Source organism: Actinomadura oligospora ATCC 43269, assembly GCF_000518265.1.
GTDB classification, from domain to species: Bacteria; Actinomycetota; Actinomycetes; order Streptosporangiales; family Streptosporangiaceae; genus Spirillospora; species Spirillospora oligospora.
This window is the reverse complement of sequence record NZ_JADG01000017.1, coordinates 26,678-43,638: the sequence shown is the minus strand read 5'-3', so window position 1 is coordinate 43,638 and position 16,961 is coordinate 26,678. Positions and strand designations below refer to the sequence as shown.

12 protein-coding genes are annotated in these 16,961 nt (G+C 71.6%); 2 read left to right on the top strand and 10 right to left on the bottom strand.

What is annotated here, in order from left to right; translation table 11 throughout:
* Positions 1-147 precede the first annotated feature (147 nt).
* The 10 genes from P696_RS52960 to P696_RS0125265 form a co-directional block, all read right to left on the bottom strand.
* Complete coding sequence (locus tag P696_RS52960; RefSeq protein ID WP_051468160.1) at positions 148-2,199, bottom strand: serine/threonine-protein kinase; 2,052 nt, start codon at positions 2,197-2,199, stop codon at positions 148-150.
* 13 nt (positions 2,200-2,212) lie between these two features.
* Complete coding sequence (locus P696_RS52955; protein ID WP_051468159.1) at positions 2,213-4,432, bottom strand: protein kinase domain-containing protein; 2,220 nt, start codon at positions 4,430-4,432, stop codon at positions 2,213-2,215.
* A 385-nt stretch (positions 4,433-4,817) separates the two neighbouring features.
* Positions 4,818-6,347, bottom strand: a complete 1,530-nt coding sequence (locus tag P696_RS0125300) for a sensor histidine kinase (protein ID WP_051468158.1) — start codon at positions 6,345-6,347, stop codon at positions 4,818-4,820.
* Positions 6,344-7,093, bottom strand: coding sequence for a response regulator transcription factor (locus tag P696_RS0125295; protein ID WP_051468157.1), 750 nt, complete (start codon positions 7,091-7,093; stop codon positions 6,344-6,346). Before P696_RS0125295 ends, P696_RS0125300 begins: the two co-directional genes overlap by 4 nt.
* Before the next feature lie 205 nt (positions 7,094-7,298).
* Positions 7,299-8,129 (bottom strand): ABC transporter permease, encoded by an 831-nt coding sequence (locus tag P696_RS0125290; RefSeq protein ID WP_051468156.1) that lies wholly within the window; start codon positions 8,127-8,129, stop codon positions 7,299-7,301.
* Positions 8,126-9,043, bottom strand: a complete 918-nt coding sequence (locus P696_RS0125285; RefSeq protein ID WP_026414513.1) for an ATP-binding cassette domain-containing protein — start codon at positions 9,041-9,043, stop codon at positions 8,126-8,128. Before P696_RS0125285 ends, P696_RS0125290 begins: the two co-directional genes overlap by 4 nt.
* 254 nt (positions 9,044-9,297) lie before the next feature.
* Complete coding sequence (locus P696_RS52950) at positions 9,298-10,575, bottom strand: alpha/beta hydrolase (protein ID WP_157429905.1); 1,278 nt, start codon at positions 10,573-10,575, stop codon at positions 9,298-9,300.
* Positions 10,576-10,712: 137 nt separating this feature from the next.
* Positions 10,713-11,366, bottom strand: coding sequence for a response regulator (locus P696_RS0125275; protein ID WP_026414512.1), 654 nt, complete (start codon positions 11,364-11,366; stop codon positions 10,713-10,715).
* A gap of 49 nt (positions 11,367-11,415) precedes the next feature.
* A complete protein-coding gene (locus P696_RS0125270; RefSeq protein WP_157429904.1) occupies positions 11,416-13,653 on the bottom strand; it encodes a sensor histidine kinase in 2,238 nt (745 codons plus the stop codon).
* Positions 13,654-14,033: 380 nt separating this feature from the next.
* Positions 14,034-15,038 carry a hypothetical protein gene (locus P696_RS0125265; protein WP_026414510.1) on the bottom strand — a complete coding sequence of 335 codons (1,005 nt, stop codon included), beginning with the start codon at positions 15,036-15,038 and terminating at the stop codon, positions 14,034-14,036.
* A gap of 194 nt (positions 15,039-15,232) precedes the next feature.
* On the opposite strand from P696_RS0125265, the gene P696_RS52945 reads away from it, so the two are divergent.
* Together P696_RS52945 and P696_RS0125255 are read left to right on the top strand one after the other, a co-directional pair.
* Positions 15,233-16,021: a M14 family zinc carboxypeptidase gene (locus P696_RS52945; RefSeq protein WP_084338120.1), complete on the top strand. Its 789-nt coding sequence runs from the start codon at positions 15,233-15,235 to the stop codon at positions 16,019-16,021.
* A gap of 180 nt (positions 16,022-16,201) precedes the next feature.
* Positions 16,202-16,951, top strand: a complete 750-nt coding sequence (locus P696_RS0125255; RefSeq protein ID WP_034486819.1) for a hypothetical protein — start codon at positions 16,202-16,204, stop codon at positions 16,949-16,951.
* Positions 16,952-16,961 lie beyond the last annotated feature (10 nt).

Below are 16,961 nucleotides of genomic sequence, written 5' to 3'. Positions count from 1 at the left end.
GAACAGCGTCGCGGTGCCGCAGCTCGTGACGAGGCAGCCAACGAGTAGGAGTGCGGTAAGTCTCACTTGATCGGCCGCATGGTTCGGCCCCGGTTGCCTGGGTTCTCTGTCTCCCATGCGTTCTTGACCTTCCATTTTCGGGCTGCTTCAGAATGCGAGGGCGAGGACGGCGTTTTCGTTGCCGACGAACAGATGGTTTCCGCTGGTGACGGTGAAGTTGTTCAGGCCGATGAAGCCGGGGAGGGGGAGGCTCCAGACGATCGTGCCCGCTGCCGGGTCCACTCCCTTCAGCAGTTGCGATCTGACGTAGACGACGACTCCGCCGGCGAAGCCTGCGATGCCGTTGTCCAGGCCCACCTGGTCTTGCTGACCGTTGCGTGTCCACTGCGGGGCGCCGGTCGCGGGGTTGAGTGCGGCGATGCCGTCGCCTCCGACGAAGAGCCGACCACCGGAGAGGGCAAGGGAGTAGGCCCGGCGGGCGACGGTCCATCGGACGACGCCGGTTCGGACGTCCAGGGCGGTCAGGGGGTGGTTCGGGCCTCCGATGTAGAGGACGCCGCCAGCGAGCAGGGTCGTGGGCCCGGCCACCCCTGCGCGCTCCCATCGCTTGGTTCCGGATGTCGCGTCGAAGGCCCGGACGACACCGGTGGGTTCGCCCAGAAGGAGCAGGTTCGCCTCGGCCGAGGCCACGGCGGTGACCGGAGGGGCGCCGGACGGTGCCGCGTAGAGTTTGCGGCGCCAGCGCATTCGGTGGCTGATCGTGTCGAGGGCTATCGCGTGGCCTGACGCGTCGACGCAGATGAGCGTCCTGCCGATGACGAACTGCGGAATCAGGCCGTCGCTGGGCGCGGACCACAGCCGCTTTCCTGTAGCGGCGTTCGCGGTGTATCGAAGTCCGTTTCCGATTCCGTAGACGCGGGATCCGTCGGCGACGGCTGCGACTTTGCCCCACAAGGGCAGTCGGGTGGTGAAGGGGGAGTTCCAGAGGTGTTCGCCGGTCCGGATATCGGTTGCCCACATTGACGCGTCGATGGTCTGGTTGGCGCAGAGCAATGTTGTTCCGGCGACGACCGGAGTGCGGAGTGCGCCGCTGCCGCCCGCCCTCCACACGAACCGCGGTTTGTTGAATGTCCGTGGTGTTTGGACGTTGCCCCGGATTGGGCGTCCGTTCGGCGTGGACGCGTGGCCCTTCCCGGCGCGCAAGAGGGCCGCGCCACCGCTGGCCGCGGCGGCGAGCCCGGCGGTGGTCAGGCCGCCTATCAGGAGTCGGCGGCGGCTCGGCAGGGCGCGACGCTTCGGCAGGACGCGCGTGACGACGAAGGTGTGGACGAGGGCGGCCTCACGATCGGCGATGTCCCGGACGACCGGTTCCGGCGGCCAGGCCCGCCCACCCGCGACCACCGTCGGACGCAGCATGCCGATGAGGTCGCGGGCGGTGGGCCGGTCTGCTGCAAGCTTGCTCAGGCAGGCCGCGATGGTCTCGGCCAGGTCGTCCGGTATGCCTGCCAGGTCGGCGGGCTCGTGCGCGGCCCTGTACATCAGCACGTGGGGAGGCCCCGCGCCGAAAGGCGGACTGCCCGTGCAGGCGAAGGCCAGCACCGCACCGAGTGCGAACACGTCCGCCGCCGGATCGACCTGTCGTCCCTCGGCTTGTTCCGGTGCTTGGTAGCCCGCGGAACCGACGGCGAGGCCGGTCGCCGTGAGCGTGGTGTCCTCGAGCGCTCGGGCGATGCCGAAGTCGATGACCCGCGGTCCGTCGGCGGCGAGCAGGATGTTGGCCGGTTTGAGGTCCCGGTGGATCTGTCCGAGGTCATGGATGGCCGCCATCGCCTCGGCCAGTGCGGCGCCGAGGGTGCGCGCCTGCGTCGGGCTGAGCGGGCCGTGGGTGTCTATGGCCTGCTGCAACGACGGTCCGGCGATGTAGGCGGTGGCCATCCACGGGGTGGCGGCCTCCGGATCGGCGTCGAGGACGGGTGCCGTGTACGCCCCGCTCACCTGGCGGGCGGCCGTGACCTCGCGCTGGAACCGGGCGCGGAACCCTGGTTCGTCGGCGAGGTCGGGCCGGATGACCTTGACCGCGACGGGTCGTCCGCCTGGTGACCGGCCGAGGTAGACCCGTCCCATGCCTCCCGCGCCGATCCGGGCGACGAGGGTGTACGGCCCCATGACGGCGGGGTCGGCGGGGTCCAGGGGCAGCATCGGGTGAGGGCTCCTATCGGGCGAAGCCGCTGATGCCGGTTGAGGTGCCGTTCAGCAGGCAGACGATGTCGCCCGCGACGGCGAAGTTCATCGGCGCCGTGGGGACGGCCGGCAGCGTGTAGGTCCAGGGGCTTGACCCGCCGGCCGGGTCGAAGATCCTCACGCTGGACGAACGCGGCGACCCGAAGGACGCTGCCACCAACGTGTCGGAGGCGCCGACCAGCACGTATCCGCCCTCGGCGTAGGCGTCCTCGATGCCCTTGGCCGTCCAGCGGGCAGCGCCGGTGCCGGGGTCGAGGGCCCGCAGCGGGAAGCCCTTGCCGACCACGTAGATCCCGGTGGCGTTGACGCCGACCTGGGCGGGATAGGTCGTGGGGACCTGCCACCGGCGGGCGCCGTCGGTCGCCGAGTACCCGGTCAGCCCCGGTGTCGTCGGGTTGGGGGAGGTCGCGACCACGGTTCCGGCGACGTTGGCCAGAAGCTGGGTGCCGGGAGTCGTGCCGAGCGGAGCCGTCCAGCGGTCCTTGCCGGATCGGACGTCCACCGCGACGAGTTTCTCCGCGAGGAGTTCGCCTTGCACGAAGTAGAAGCCGAACTCGTCGGCGACGGCGCTGAAGGTGGACGTGCTGCGGCCGAGCGGCCGTTTCCACAGTCGCCGCTTGGCCCGCACGTCGTAGGCCACGTAGTGGTCGCCGGGCGGAGCCGTCTCGGTCAGGTGGAACAGGACCACCGATCCGGACATCGCCATGATGGGGCCGATCGCCTCGGTCCTCGGCGCGATGATCCCCACGGGACGCAGGCGCCCGCTTCGCTGATCGACGATCCAGAGCGCGGTGCCGTAGCGACCGCCCACGTCCAGCGTGCAGTAGAGCTGCCCGTGGCCAGCGAAGAAGTGGACGGGACTGGACGTGACCTCGGACGACCCCCATCTCGTTCGGGGCGGGAGGAACCACCGTCTGGTCCCCGTCTTCGTGTCCACTCCGTACACCCCGTCGCTGTGGGTAACGACGACGAGCAGGTCGCCGATCGTCAGCATCGTCGGATGCGTGGCGAGTCCGGGCACCGCGAACGTCCAGAGCGGCAGCGGACCTCCCGGTGCGCCGAGACCGTGCGCCGCGTTCGAAGCGCGCGGAGCCGTCCCGCCCTGACCGGTCTGCCCGCTATGGCCGATCTCCTTGGGAGAAGCGGTACCGCTGTCGCCGGTCGCCCAGGCCACCACGCCACCCGTGGCGGCGGCACCTGCGAGTCCGCCGACGATCCCGGCGGTCAGACCGAGTACACGGCGGCGTCCCAGCGACCTGATCGGAGTCACCGGATCGACTCGGGGGCCCGGCGGAAGCGCGTCCGGTCGCGGCAGGGCGGCCAGCGCCGCGGCCTCCCGCGTCCGCCGCTGGAACTCGTCCTGGAGGACGACCGGCGGCCATGCCTTCCCGCCGCCGCCGAGCGCGCGGACGAGGTCGGCGGGAGTCGGCCGCCGCGCGGGGTCCTTCGCCAGGCACGCGGTGACCAGTGGCAACAGCACCGCCGGGACGCCGTCCAGGCGAGGCGCGCCGTTGACGACGCGGTAGAGCGTCCCGGCGGGCGGACCGGACCCGAACGGTCCCTCGCCGGTCAACGCGAAGACCAGGGTGGCGCCGAACGCGAAGACATCGCCCGCCGGGCCGACGTCCCGCGTCGAGGCGACCTGCTCCGGCGCCATGTACCCGGCCGAGCCCATGACGACGCCGGTGCCGGTCAGGGTCGTGCCGTCCATGGCGCGGCTGATGCCGAAGTCGATGACGCGCGGGCCGTCCTCGGCCAGCAGCACGTTGGCCGGTTTCAGATCCCGGTGGACCAGGCCAGCCTGGTGGATCGCCACCAGCGCCTCGGCCAGCCCCGCCGCGAGCGCACGTCCGGTGCCCTCGTCCAGTGGTCCGTGCCCGGCGACGGCCTCGTGCAGCGACGGCCCGGGCACGTACGTGGTGGCCAGCCACGGGGTCGCCGCCTCCGGGTCGGCGTCCACCACCGAGGTCGTGAACGCTCCGCTCACCGCCTGGCAGGCCCGGACCTCACGCCGGAACCGAGCCCGGAACGCCGGGTCCTCGGCCAGCTCCGCCCGTACGACCTTGACCGCCGTCAGCCTTCCGCCCGGCGACGACGCGAGGTACACCCGCCCCATCCCCCCGGCCCCGAGCAGGCGCAGGAGCACGTAGGACCCGATCCGGTCCGGATCGTCCCGCGCCAACGGCCGCACACCCGCTCCCTCCGCCCGACGACGGAGACATTCAACATCAACTACCGCAGGCATATCCGGACAACCACCACATACCGCTCAACCGCTCAACCGACCTGCCTGTACCTGCACGGCGCAGGACGGAAACCGCGTACGTGGGCTTCCACCGAATGGACGTTCTCGTCGCGACCGGCACGTCCCTCCACGAAGTGATCATCTCAGGCTGCGTTAGGGGATCGGCTGGTACGGACGAGGGCACCGACCGGCACGACGGGGCCCCCTTTTCCGAAGAGGGCCGCTCCGAAGGTGCCTGGTCGGGCGTCGTCGGCTACTCGACGTCTATTGGCGCTCACCCACAACAAGGGGGCCTGGACGCGATCGGCTCCGCCGGCGAGTGGGAGCGGTGTCAGGTGACGGGGGTCGGGGTGTGCAAGGGGAGGGTGAGGCGGAACAGCGCGCCCTCGCCCGGACTGGACCGTACTTCGAGCGTTCCGTCGTGCGCGTGGGCCAGGGACTGGGCGATGGCGAGGCCGAGCCCGGAGCCACCGCCGGCGGCGCGGCTGCGCGAGCCGTCCGCGCGGTAGAAGCGTTCGAAGACGTGGCCGGTCTGCTCCGGCGACAGTCCGGGCCCCTTGTCCTCGACTTCGAGGACGGCGCGCCCCGCCTCGGTGCCGACCCCGATGCGCACCGGCGTGCCCTCGGGCGTGTGCGCCACGGCGTTGCCGATCAGGTTGACCACGATCTGCCGCAGCCGCCGTTCGTCGCCGAGCGCGGGCGCGGGCCCCGCGGGTCCGCCGCCGGGGCCGGTGACGCGGACCTCGCGGGTGGGGGCGAGCGCCCGCAGGTCGTGGAGGGCGTCGGCGGCCAGCGCCCTCAGGTCCAGCGGCGCGGGCCGGAGTCCGAGGCGGTCCGTCCCGGCGTGCTCGTCGAGGTGGGCGAGGAGCAGCAGGTCCTCGACCAGCCGGGACAGGCGCACCGCCTCGCGTTCGATGCGGTCCATGGTGTGGTCCACGTCGGCCCGTCCGTCGAGCGCGCCCATGCGGTACAGATCGGTGAACCCCGTGATGCCCGCCAGCGGGGTGCGGAGTTCGTGGCCGGCGTCGGCGACGAAACGCCGCATCCTGGCCTCCGACGCGGCCTGCGCCGCCACCGCGGTCTCGATCCGCGCCAGCATGCCGTTCAGGGCGGTGCTCAGGCGTCCGATCTCGGTGCCGGGCGCGGCGAAGTCCGGCACCCGGCGGGAGAGGTCGCCGTCGGCGATGGCGGCGGACGTCTCCTCGATGCGGCGCAGCGGCCGGAGCCCGGCCGCGACCGCGAAACGGCCGAGCAGGGTGAGCAGGGCCAGCGTCACCGCGGCGACGGCCAGGCAGTTCCTGCGCACGCGGTCCAGGGTCGCGTCGACCTCCGCCAGTGACGCGGCGACGACCACCCTGGACCCGTCGCCCATCGTGGTGGGCAGGACGAGCGCCCGCCAGCCGTGGCCGCCGCGCGAAGGCGTCTCGAACGGACGGTTCGCCCTGGCCGCGACGGACGCGGAGTCGAGCCGGGGAAGCACGGGCGCCGGGCCCTGCCGGTGCGCCCCTGCCCGCACCGAACCGGTGACCTCGCCGCCGGGGGAGACGTACGCGACGTAGAGATCGCTGACCAGGTCGACCGAGAGGCCCCCGGCCTGTCCCGGCCGGAGCGCCCGCAGCACCCCGGGCGGAACCCTCGCCATGAGCTGTCCCGTGGAACGCAGTTGGCCGTCCACCCGGTCGACGAGCGGGACGCGCAGGAACGCCAGGACGACGGCGTTGCTGACGAGCAGGCCCACGGCCAGCAGGGACACGGTCAGCAGCAGGATCCTGGCCCGCAGCGACCTGCGGGCGAGGCGTCGCGCCAACCGCCACGGCGCGCGGACGGCTCTGGCGCGGTCGGCGCTGATGGCGCCGGTCATGCGCGCGGGCCGCGCAGGACGTAGCCGACGCCGCGGACGGTATGGATCAACTTGGGGTCCACGTGGTCCACCTTGCGGCGCAGGTAGCTGATGTAGGACTCGACGATGCCCGCGTCGCCGCCGAAGTCGAAGCGCCACACGTCGTTGAGGATCCTGCTCTTCTCCAGCACCTGGTCCACGTGCTCGGCCAGGTATCTCAGCAGCCGGAACTCCGTCGGCGACAGCTCCACCGGCCGTCCGGCGCGGGTCACCAGATGGGCGCCGACGTCGATCTCCAGGTCGGCGACCGACAGCGTGGTCCCTTCCGGACGGCCCTGGACCCGGCGCAGGATCGCCCGGATCCTGGCGATCAGCTCCTCCAGCCGGAAGGGCTTGGTCACGTAGTCGTCGCCACCGATGGACAGGCCGTTCACCTTGTCCTCCGGAGCGTCCCGGGCGGTGAGGAACAACACGGGGACGTCGCGCGAACCGTACTCCGCGGGCCCGGACGACTGCCGCCGCAGCCGCCGCAGCAACTCGAAGCCGTCCATGTCGGGCAGCATGACGTCGAGGACCACCAGGTCGGGCCGTTCCCGGAGGGCGATGCCGAGAGCCTCCCCGGCGGTGGCCGCGGACTCCACCTGGAAGCCGGAGAAACGCAGGCTCGCCGACAGCAGCTCGCGCAGCGTCGGCTCGTCCTCCACCACGAGCAGGACGCCCTGCGACGACCGGGCCCGATCGCGATCGGCGTGCCGTTCAGATGCCATTGCCGGATGACTCCCGCTTCGTCGCTCGCCGTTCTCTGTGAGAGTACGGTCAGGCGCCGCACCACGCCGCGCCTCGATCGAGGACGCGGCGACGCGCCCCTCGATGCCGTGTTCGCCGACATCGAGGTCGCGTCGCAACCGTGCCTTGACATAGCAACCGTGCCTGGACGTCGCGTTTGTGCCTGCCCAGGCGTCGCGTCCGTGCCTAGGCGTCGCGTTCGCGGAAGACGGCGACGGCCAGCGCGAGGACCATGCCGACGGCCAGGCACAGCACGCCGAACCCCGCCCAGGGGCCGAGCGCCTCCGGATCCTGGCGCACCGCCATGATCTGGCCGCCCGCGTCCGACGGCCACCACCTGTGGGCGACGTCCGCCCACCTCGTGGGAAGGGCGGTCGAGATCACCGGGATGAGCAGCGTGGCCGTGACCAGCGCGGCCAGCGCCCCGGCGGTGCTCCGGATCAGGGCGCCGAGCGCCACGCCCAGCAGTCCGATGACCGCCAGATACAGGCCGCAGCCGAACACCGCGCGGAACACGTGCGGATCGCCGAGTCCGGCGTGCGGAACGTGACGCGCCGCCAGGACGGGCTGACCCGCCAGGAACGTCGTGAACCCCACGAGTTGCCCGGTCGCCAGCGCCACGGCGGAGAAGGCGGCGGCCTTGGAAGCCAGCAGCCGCGTCCGCCGCGGTACCGATGTCAGGCTCGTGCGGATCATCCCCGTCGCGTACTCGGAGGTGACGACCAGGACACCGAGCTGGCCCAGGGCGAGCTGGGCCAGGATGTGGCTCTTGAGGCTGGTGGCCGTCGGGTCGAACGACGCGTGGTCGTCCGCGCCGCCCGTCTCGTAGCCCGCCGCCCCGGCCGCGGTGAACAGCAGCCCGAGCCCGACGCCCAGCCCGACCGTGACGAGCAGGGTGTAGGCGGTGGAACGCAGCGTGCGGATCTTCAGCCACTCCGAGCGCAGCGCGTCGGTCACCCGGTAAGGGCGGAGGGAGCCCGCGTCGGCCGGACGCCCGGCCTTCGTGCCGGTGCTCATCGGGATGCCTCCTCGGTGACGTCGTATTCGACGGCGTCGTGCGTGAGCCGCATGAACGCCTCCTCCAGCGAGGTGCGCCGAGGGGTCAGCTCGGCCAGGGGGACGCCGCTCGCCGCGGCCAGCCTGCCGATCTCCAGGCCGTTCATCCCGGACACGACGAGCGCTCCGTCCTCGTCGGGACGCACGTCCGCTCCACCCGTGCGGAGCGTGTCGGCGAACCGCACCGGGGAGGGGGTGCGCACCAGCACCGACCGCTCGGAGGCGGCCTCCACGAACGCGTCCAGGCCGATGTCGGCGACCAGCCTGCCACGGCCGATCACGATGAGATGGTCGGCGGTGAGCGCCATCTCGCTCATTAGATGGCTCGAGACCAGCACCGTCCGTCCCTCGGCGGCCAGGCGCCGCATCAGCCGCCGGATCCAGCGGATGCCCTCGGGGTCGAGGCCGTTCACCGGCTCGTCGAACATCAGCGTCCCGGGATCGCCCAGCAGGGCGGCGGCGATGCCGAGGCGCTGGCTCATGCCCAGCGAGAACGTTCCGGCGCGCCTGCCCGCCACGTCCTGGAGGCCCACCTGCTCCAGCACCTCGTCCACGCGGCTTCCTCGCAGGCCGTTGCTGGCGGCCAGGCACAGCAGGTGCCCGCGGGCCGTGCGGCTCGGGTGCACCGCCCGGGCGTCCAGCAGCGCGCCGAGCGTCCGCATCGGGCGGGGAAGTCGCGCGTAGGGCCCGCCCGCGACGGTCGCCTCTCCGGACGTGGGCGTGTCGATGCCGAGGATCATTCGCATCGTCGTCGTCTTCCCCGCCCCGTTGGGCCCCAGGAAGCCGGTGACGACACCCGGCTTCACCGTGAAGGTCAGGCCGTCCACGGCGACCTTGTCCCCGTACCGCTTGGTCAGCCGATCCACCTTGATCATCTACATGCCCCCTGGTGACGGCCGTTCGCCGCGGCCCACGATGTCCTCACACGCCACACCGTGCCGACCCGAGGTCGCGCGCTCCTGTGCGCTTTCTGGGAGCCCGGTGGACGGCCGTCCTCCGGCCCGCCACTCCGCCCACCCGGAACCAGGGGAAACAGTCGCTGGCCCTGGGCAAACCAGGCCAAGCTCCCAGAAACCTCCCAGCAAACCTCAGGTGTTCTCCAGGAAGCCCCGCTCGCTCGTCGCGGGTTCTAGCGAGGTGCGTCCGGCGAGGTGTAGGCGGGCAGTGGAAGGCGGCGGCCGAGGAGGAACGCCCGGAGGAGGTCGGTGTACGCGGCCGGTTGGTCGCCCGCGATGGCGTGCCCGGCGCCCTTGACCATGACGAGTGTCGAGTTGGGGAGGGTCTGGCGGTAGTCGCGGGTCGCCTCCCACTTGATGAAGTCGCACTCGCCGCGCATGATCAGTGCCGGTGTCCGGACGCGTCGTAGCGCGGGACGCGGGTCCGGCACTTTGTGGAAGTCCTTGCTGGTGACCTGGTTGACGTAGAAGCCCTGCCGGTTCTCATGCGGCGTCCTCGGCGGCGTGCCGGGGCACGAGGTGGTGTCCTTCCCCACGAGGGCCAGCTCGTGGAAGCGTTCGTCCGCCTCCCGGTCGCCGACCATCGCGTGAGCGGTGTTGGGGTTGACGCCCATGAGGAGGAAGGCGGCGAGCAGCCGAGGCGAGGACGTCAGCTGGTCGTAGCGTTTCTTCTGGGACGGCGTGAGCCGTGTCCAGGGGTCGCCGTCGCCGTCCGGAAGGGCGGGCAGCCACAGGGCGCCGGGCGCGGTGAAGGCCACCTTGGCGACGTGGTCGGGATGGGCCGCGAGGTACTGCGCGGCGAGGGATCCGCCCCAGGACTGCCCGACGATGATGATCTTGTCGGCGCCGATGGCGGCGCGGATCGCGTCCAGATCGGCGACGTGCCGCGCCACCGTGTACCCGGTGACGTCGGACAGCCGCGTGGACCGTCCGGCGCCGAGCTGGTCGTAGGCGTAGACGTCGAAACCGTCGGCGGCGAGCGCGGCCCCCGCCACTGGTATCCCCTCGCCGGGAGTGCCGGGGCCTCCATGGAGGAACACCACGGGCGTCGGCTTGGGCTTGCCGGTGGCGGGCGCGTGGACGTAGGCGATCCGGGAGCCGGTCGGCAGGTTCCAGAACCGGACGTCCGGGGGAGGGGCGGCGAGAGCCGGGACGGGGCCGGACCGGAAGACGGTGAACGAAGCGACCGCGGCCACGGCGGCGGCGAGACCGCCACCGAGAAGCAGCGCGGCTCCTCGCTTTCGGCGCACCCCGAGCAGGGAGAACGCCGGGAGACCGAGCAGCAGACCCGCCCCCGCCACGACCAGCAGGCCGATGACGCAGAGGAGCGGAATGTCGGCGGTGACGGCCGCGAGACCGACGAAACCGGCGATGCCCGCGAGCGGAGCCAGCACGGCGGCCACGAGGAGAAGGAGAGCGCCGGACAACCGGTGCAGGGTGGTACGTGACATGCGGATCACGCTAGGAGCGAGAAACGCCCCGATCCCGATACCTCGGACCCAACTCCAGGAGCCCGGATCCCCGCGGCACGGGGGGTGTCACCCCGCCGTCCGGCGGATGCGCGACCCGTCACCGGTGCCGGTGCGCGTCAGCGGATGCCGGGACGGATGAGGCCGCTCTCGTAGGCGAAGATCGTCGCCTGGACCCGGTCGCGGACGGCGAGCTTCCCCAGCACCGCCGCGACGTGGTCCTTCACCGTCGACGCGCTGATGCCGAGCTCGGCGGCCACCTCCACGTTCGTCAGGCCGCGCGCCACCCGGCGGAGCACCTCCGTCTCGCGGGGGGTGAGCGACGCGAGCCGTTCGGCCTCGGCCGGGCCGGGGCCGCCCGCGAACCGGCCGATCAGCCGTCCGGTCACGGCCGGATCGAGCAGCGCGTCGCCGCGCGCCGCGAGCCGGACCGCGTCGATCACCCGTTCCGGATCGGCGTCCTTCAGCAGGAACCCCGCCGCGCCCGCGCGCAGGGCGGCGAACACGTACTCGTCCAGGTCGAACGTCGTCAGGACGACCACGCGGGTCGAGGGGACCTCGGCGGTGATCCTGGTGGTCGCGGCGAGCCCGCCCGCGCCGGGCATGCGGATGTCCATGAGCGCCACGTCCGGACGGAGCGAGGCGGCGAGGGCCACGGCCGTCTCGCTGTCGCCCGCCTGCCCGACCACGGTCATGTCGGGTTCGGCGCCGACCATCGCGGCGATTCCCGCACGGACGACGGCCTGGTCGTCAGCGACCACCACCCGGATCACGACACCACCACGACGGTCACGGCCGGGAAGTCGGCACCGGTCGTCTCGGTCAAGGGCGGGACACCTCCGGCAGCCATCCCCGTGCCGCGCGGTCGTCGGCGATCGTCAGCGTACCGCCGCAGGCGTCCGTCAGCGCGCGCAGACGTCGCTCGGCGGCGGGGCCGTCGGGCGCCCGTCCGGACACCGCGACACCTCGTCCGGAGAACGTGACCGTGACACCGTCGCCTTCGGCGAGCAGCTCTCGGGCCAGCTGGTACGTCGCGACCTCCAGGGCCGGTGGCAGTGGCCTGCGCTCGCCGACGAACCGGATGGCGGTGCCACGCCGGGCCGCCAGGGCGGCGATGCCGTCGACGGTGGGCGGCGGATCACTGCCGTCGTCTTGTGTCCGCAGGTCGGCGAGCAGTTTCCGAAGTGCGGCCAGTCCTGCTTTGGCCTCGGCGAGAACCGCGCCGAGACGTCCGGCGTCGGCTTCGTCGGCCACGTTCTGCGTGTGCCGTCGTGCCGTCCGACGCAATCCGTCAGCGACCCGAAGGCGCTCGGCCGCGGCTGCCGCGGAAATCTCCCGCTCGAGCCGATCGCGGTCCCGGGCGGTGGCTGCGTCCTGCCGCTTCCGGCGTGCGGCCGTGTGGACGCCGAGTGCCCAGACCGCCAGACAGGGGATCGCGAGCGCCGTGGCGATGATCGCCCCGGCACCCGCACGGTTCCCGGTGATGCCGTCGCCACTGGCGAGGGCCGCCCCGCCCACGGCCGCGACGACCAGGGGCGCTGACCAGGTCCGATGGCCTGGCTGGAAGGCGGCGACCGCGTAGACCAGCGCCAGTTCGACCCACCAGTACCAGAGGAACACGTCGCTGAGAGGCGGACCCGGCCAGTCGGCCAAGTCGAGCCCCAACCACACCAGAAGCGTCGCGAGCGCGATCGTCAGCGCGCCGCGCGGCGCATGCCTCCGCCACCAGAGCGGAAACGCGTGCGCGGTGAACAGCAACGCCAGCGGAACACCGAGACGAGGCGAGGAGAAGGAATCCGGATCATCCCCCGGCGGCAGAGTGGCACCGAGCGACAGCGCGACCGCCAGCACGACCAGCACCGCGTCCAGCGCACCCGGACCCCGCCACCCAACGGGCCCGTTCAGGAAGGCCACAAGGGCGCCAACACGCGACCGCCCCGTCCCGCGCTGCGAGGAAGCCGAGAGCGCGTCGTGCTCCCGAACGCCTTCAGATGCGGGCGCGGCGGCAAGCGGAAACTCGGCGTGCACCGTCCAGCCGACACCGTCGGGACCTGCGGCGAACGAACCGCCGAGGGCACGTGTGGCAGAGCGGAGCCCGTCAAGACCATGCCCCGTGCCGAGGCCGGGCGCTGCAGGAGGACCGCCCGTATCGCTGACCGTGACGCTGAGCGTCGTGGCGCTTGCCTCGACCCTGGCGCGTCGAGCGCCGGAGGCATATCTGACCGCGTTCGTCAGTGCCTCGCGTACCACCCTATGGGCCACGGCGACGACGTCCGGCGGCGCGTCGGCGACCGTCCGCTGGTAGTCGACGCCCGTGTGTTCGGCGACCAGCGCGTCGATGTCGTCGAGAGTGACCGTTCCAGCCGCCTCGATGAGGCGGTCCAGCTCCGCCACCGCCTGCCGCGCCGCGCTCGCGGCATGACGAGTGGCCTCCGCCGCCAACTCTCCATCGGCGAGGCGGGATGCTGCGGCCGCCGACACCACGATTCCCGTGAGCCGGTGCGCCGCCACGTCGTGCAACTCGGCCATCAGCCGCTCGCGTTCGGCCTCGGCAGCGAACCGCGGCACCACAGAAGTCCCGGCACGGTAGGCAGCGAGCGCTGCCCTGTCTGCCCGCCTGCGCCGCCGCGACCTCCCCAGAACCCAGAGGATCGCCGTCCCGCCTGCCGTCAGCAGCCCCACCCCCGCCGCGGTTCGGGGCGCCGCTCCCGCAACGACGGCGGCCACGACCGCCAGAAGCGACGTCGCGACGGCCCCGACGGCAGCGAGCCCAGCCGTGCGGTGCACGGCCAGCGAGTACAGCACGACCACCAGGACGAACGGCCACACCACGGCGGCACCACCAGCGCTGACGCCCAGAAACGCTGCGGCCTGTGCGCCCCCAAGAGCCCACACAGGCGCGACCCTCCGCACACCGAGCGCTCCAGCGGCGACACCCGTACCGAGCCCCGCGACCACGCCCTTCGCGCCCCCGTCGGCAAAGCCCGCAACCCCAAGGTCAAGGGCCAGCCCGAGCGCCGACACCACCCCAGGGACGGCCCACACGACCAACTGCGCCAAGCCAACAGCCACCGCCGAAAGCACGTCCCGCCGCCGCGGCCGCAAAGTGTGAGCGAGCGCGCCGACACCAGAGCTCCGCCGCCACCTCGTCACGCCCCGAACCCTACTTCCGCCGCCAAATGCGACGCGGAGGCTCCGGTGTTCCAGGTGCTCGCCGGTCCCGAAGGCGACAACGTGGGCCTGCGCCTGGCAGGGCGGCGACCGACCGTTCGGGTCACCTGGAATGTTCGTCCCTTCGGACCGCGCGCCAGGCCAGGACGAGGAGCGGGCCGAAGCTCATGAGGCAGTGCACGCTGATGGAAGCGGGGAGGGCCCCATGAGTTTCGTGGTCGATCTTGCGCACCGTCCCCGGGCAGTCCACGGGGCGGTTCTGGTCACGGTCACCGGTGGGCGACGGAGACGTCGTTGAAGCCGGGGTCGGCGGGGTGGAAGCGGAGGAGGAAGGTCGTGCCGAGGCGGGGGACGGCGGCCGGCTGGAAGGTGATCACGGTGGCGAAGCGCCGATCGTTCTGCGGGTGGACGCCGGTGACGGTGACGTGGCAGACGGGGCTGTGGACGCGCCACATGTACCAGCCGGTGCCCCAGAAGATCATGCCGCCGCGCGATTCGGTGCCCCAGCTGTGGCCCTCGACGGTGACGGGCGCGACGGCGCCGTAGTGGTTCAACCACGTCAGACGCAGTTGGCGGACGGCGACGCGGCCGACGTTGCCCAGGAGACCACCCGCGAACGAGGCGAGGAAGAGCCAGAGCAGGATCTTGGCGAAGCTGGTGTCCCAGGACGAGGTGTTCCGCACCCAGTGCACCCACAGAGCGAGCGGGACGAGCGCCAGAACGAACCTCAGGAACGGCAGGCAGGCCAGCACCGGATAGCTGATGCTGGCACCCGTGCCCAGACGCACTGGGCGACGGACGAACATGTTGCCGACGACCATGATGAGGACGATGGTCGCGACGCTGACAAGGGCCGGGGTGAACGGAGAACGCTCGACCAGGGTGGCGGGGTCGTAGCTCATCTGGAAGACCGCGTAGCAGAACAGCACGGCCAGGGCCGCGAGAACGACCTGGATCGTTCGCACGACGGGGCGGCGCACGACCGGCAGACCGCCGGCCGCGAGCCGGTGGACGACCAGCGCGACTCCCACAGCGGCGAGGCCGGGAGCCAGCCACGCGGCTTGGGACCACTTGTCGGGAAGCACGTTGGCGACCGGATCGGTCAGGACACGCTCGAACCCGAACAGCGGCTCCTGGAACTGCTGCCAGATCCCATACGGAGGATTCTCGATCCAGGGGAGCCCGATGAGGGTGAAAAGCAGCAGTTGCCAGATGCCGTACAGGTACTCGACCGCCGCGAACACCCACAGAGCCTTCAGGGGCAGAAGCCTCATGGAGGCAGTGTGGCGGGCGATGACCTCCGCCAGAACCCTCAATCCCTGGCCAGGATCGGGCATCACACCGCGCACGGTCCGCTGCTGGAGATGCTCCCCGGACACGCCATGAGCTTGATGTGTCACTGTGTGTGACTTGGGTAGTTAGGAGTTAATTCCCCCAGATTGCTCGAAAGTGTGCCTGGGGGTGGATCATGCTGGGTGGGCAGGCGGTGGTCCGGTGCGGGCCTGGGCTGCTCCTTGCCGCTGGTGCGATCTCCTTGGCGGCCTGTGGCGTGTCCGGTGAAGGGGACTGGTCATCGGTGCGAGACCGGGTCCGTCCGGGGGCGACGCCGGGTGAGGCGACGGTGCGCCGAGTGGTTACGTTGGGCCGGTCGGTGCGGGGGCGTCCGATCTCGGCGGTCGAGGTGGGGAATCCGAGTGCGGCGCAGCGGGTGCTGGTCGTGGGGTGCGTCCACGGGGACGAGCCGGCCGGGGCGCCGGTGGCGGAGGCTCTGGCCGCGGGGCCGGGGCCGGCGCGCGCGGACCTGTGGGTGGTCCCGGTGCTCAACCCGGACGGGATGGCGGCGCGAACGCGGGGCAATGCGCGCGGCGTCGACCTCAACCGCAATTTCCCCGCCGGGTGGCGTCCCTTGGACGCGCTCGGTTCCGTCGAGTACTCCGGGCCGGGGCCGCTGTCGGAGCCGGAGTCCAGGTCGGCGGTCGATCTCATCCGGCGGATCCGTCCCACTGTGGGCATCTGGTTCCACCAGAACATGGCCGTGGTCGACGACTCGGAAGGGCCGAGGGACGTCGAACAGCGTTTCGCCCGCGATGTGGGGCTTCCGCTGCGCGCCCTGACCGACTATCCGGGGAGCATCACGGGCTGGGAGAACACGCTCGTGCCCGGCAGCGCGTTCGTGGTCGAGCTTCCGGATGGGGCGCTCTCGGCGCGGTCCGTCCGACGGTACGCCGATGCCGTCCGCCATATCGCCGACCCGTAAGGGCCTGACCTCACACCCACTCCAGACCAAGAATGTGAAGAATTGTCACATCTATGACAGAGCGATGGGTCAACCTGTGGCTTCGTGGGCTGTCTGACACGGGCACGCGCTCGTTAGCCTGGCGCGATCTCCCCCGGAACGCCGGGCAGGAGGTGGCCCCCCAGCCGGAGGAACGCCCCCATGAAGATCTTCCGTCGTGCCGGACTCGCCGTCGTCGCCACCGCGAGCGCCGTGCTCGTCACACCGTCGGCCGCCAACGCCGACGCCTCCTCGTTCACTCCGAGTCCGAACGACTTCGCCCACTGCCCCGCTCTTCCCTCGGGCGCCGTGAAGCTGCTGTGGAACTGCGTGGCGATCACCCTGGACGGCGGCAAGGTCAAGTTCGGCAGCGTCAGCCAGGACCCCGGGTCGATCACGATCGACATCGCCGTCGGTGTCCTGGACGGCAAGATCGTCACCATCACCGGTCCCTTCGGCGCCAGCAGCGCGATCGCCGATCACTCCGTCGTCCGGTCCGGCGGCGTCTTCACGTTCTCCACCCAGATCGAGGGCGCCGGCCCGATCCAGATGAAGGGGTTGCTGCCGAGCGCGATCCCGGTGAAGGTGCACGTCTCCAACTGGATGCTCGGCGGTGGCTGCTACATCGGCACCGACGGCGACCCGATCGTCATCCGCCCCGTCGTCTCCGGCCTCGGGCTGCAGGTGATCAGTGGTCGGCCCGTCATCCACGCGACGGTCTCCGACTCGACCTTCTCCGTGCCGGGGGCCTCAGGCTGCGGCCTGTGGGGAATGATGAACCCCGTCGTGAACTCGTACGCGGGTATCCCGAGCGGAAGCGGCAACAACTCCGTCGCCTTCGACACCTACCTTCAGATCAAGAACTACCAGCTCGGCAACATCACCGCCCGTGAAGCGGCGAAGCTGGCCTAGCCTCCCTCGT

What these genes read in the sequence shown, in the direction of transcription:
- P696_RS0125290 (WP_051468156.1), bottom strand. Translation starts at nt 8,129, where the DNA reads ATGAGCACCGGCACGAAGGCCGGGCGTCCGGCCGACGCGGGCTCCCTC.
- P696_RS0125255 (WP_034486819.1), top strand. Translation starts at nt 16,202, where the DNA reads ATGAAGATCTTCCGTCGTGCCGGACTCGCCGTCGTCGCCACCGCGAGC.
- P696_RS52945 (WP_084338120.1), top strand. Translation starts at nt 15,233, where the DNA reads ATGCTGGGTGGGCAGGCGGTGGTCCGGTGCGGGCCTGGGCTGCTCCTT.
- P696_RS0125265 (WP_026414510.1), bottom strand. Translation starts at nt 15,038, where the DNA reads ATGAGGCTTCTGCCCCTGAAGGCTCTGTGGGTGTTCGCGGCGGTCGAG.
- P696_RS0125295 (WP_051468157.1), bottom strand. Translation starts at nt 7,093, where the DNA reads ATGGCATCTGAACGGCACGCCGATCGCGATCGGGCCCGGTCGTCGCAG.
- P696_RS0125285 (WP_026414513.1), bottom strand. Translation starts at nt 9,043, where the DNA reads ATGATCAAGGTGGATCGGCTGACCAAGCGGTACGGGGACAAGGTCGCC.
- P696_RS52960 (WP_051468160.1), bottom strand. Translation starts at nt 2,199, where the DNA reads ATGCTGCCCCTGGACCCCGCCGACCCCGCCGTCATGGGGCCGTACACC.
- P696_RS0125300 (WP_051468158.1), bottom strand. Translation starts at nt 6,347, where the DNA reads ATGACCGGCGCCATCAGCGCCGACCGCGCCAGAGCCGTCCGCGCGCCG.
- P696_RS52950 (WP_157429905.1), bottom strand. Translation starts at nt 10,575, where the DNA reads ATGTCACGTACCACCCTGCACCGGTTGTCCGGCGCTCTCCTTCTCCTC.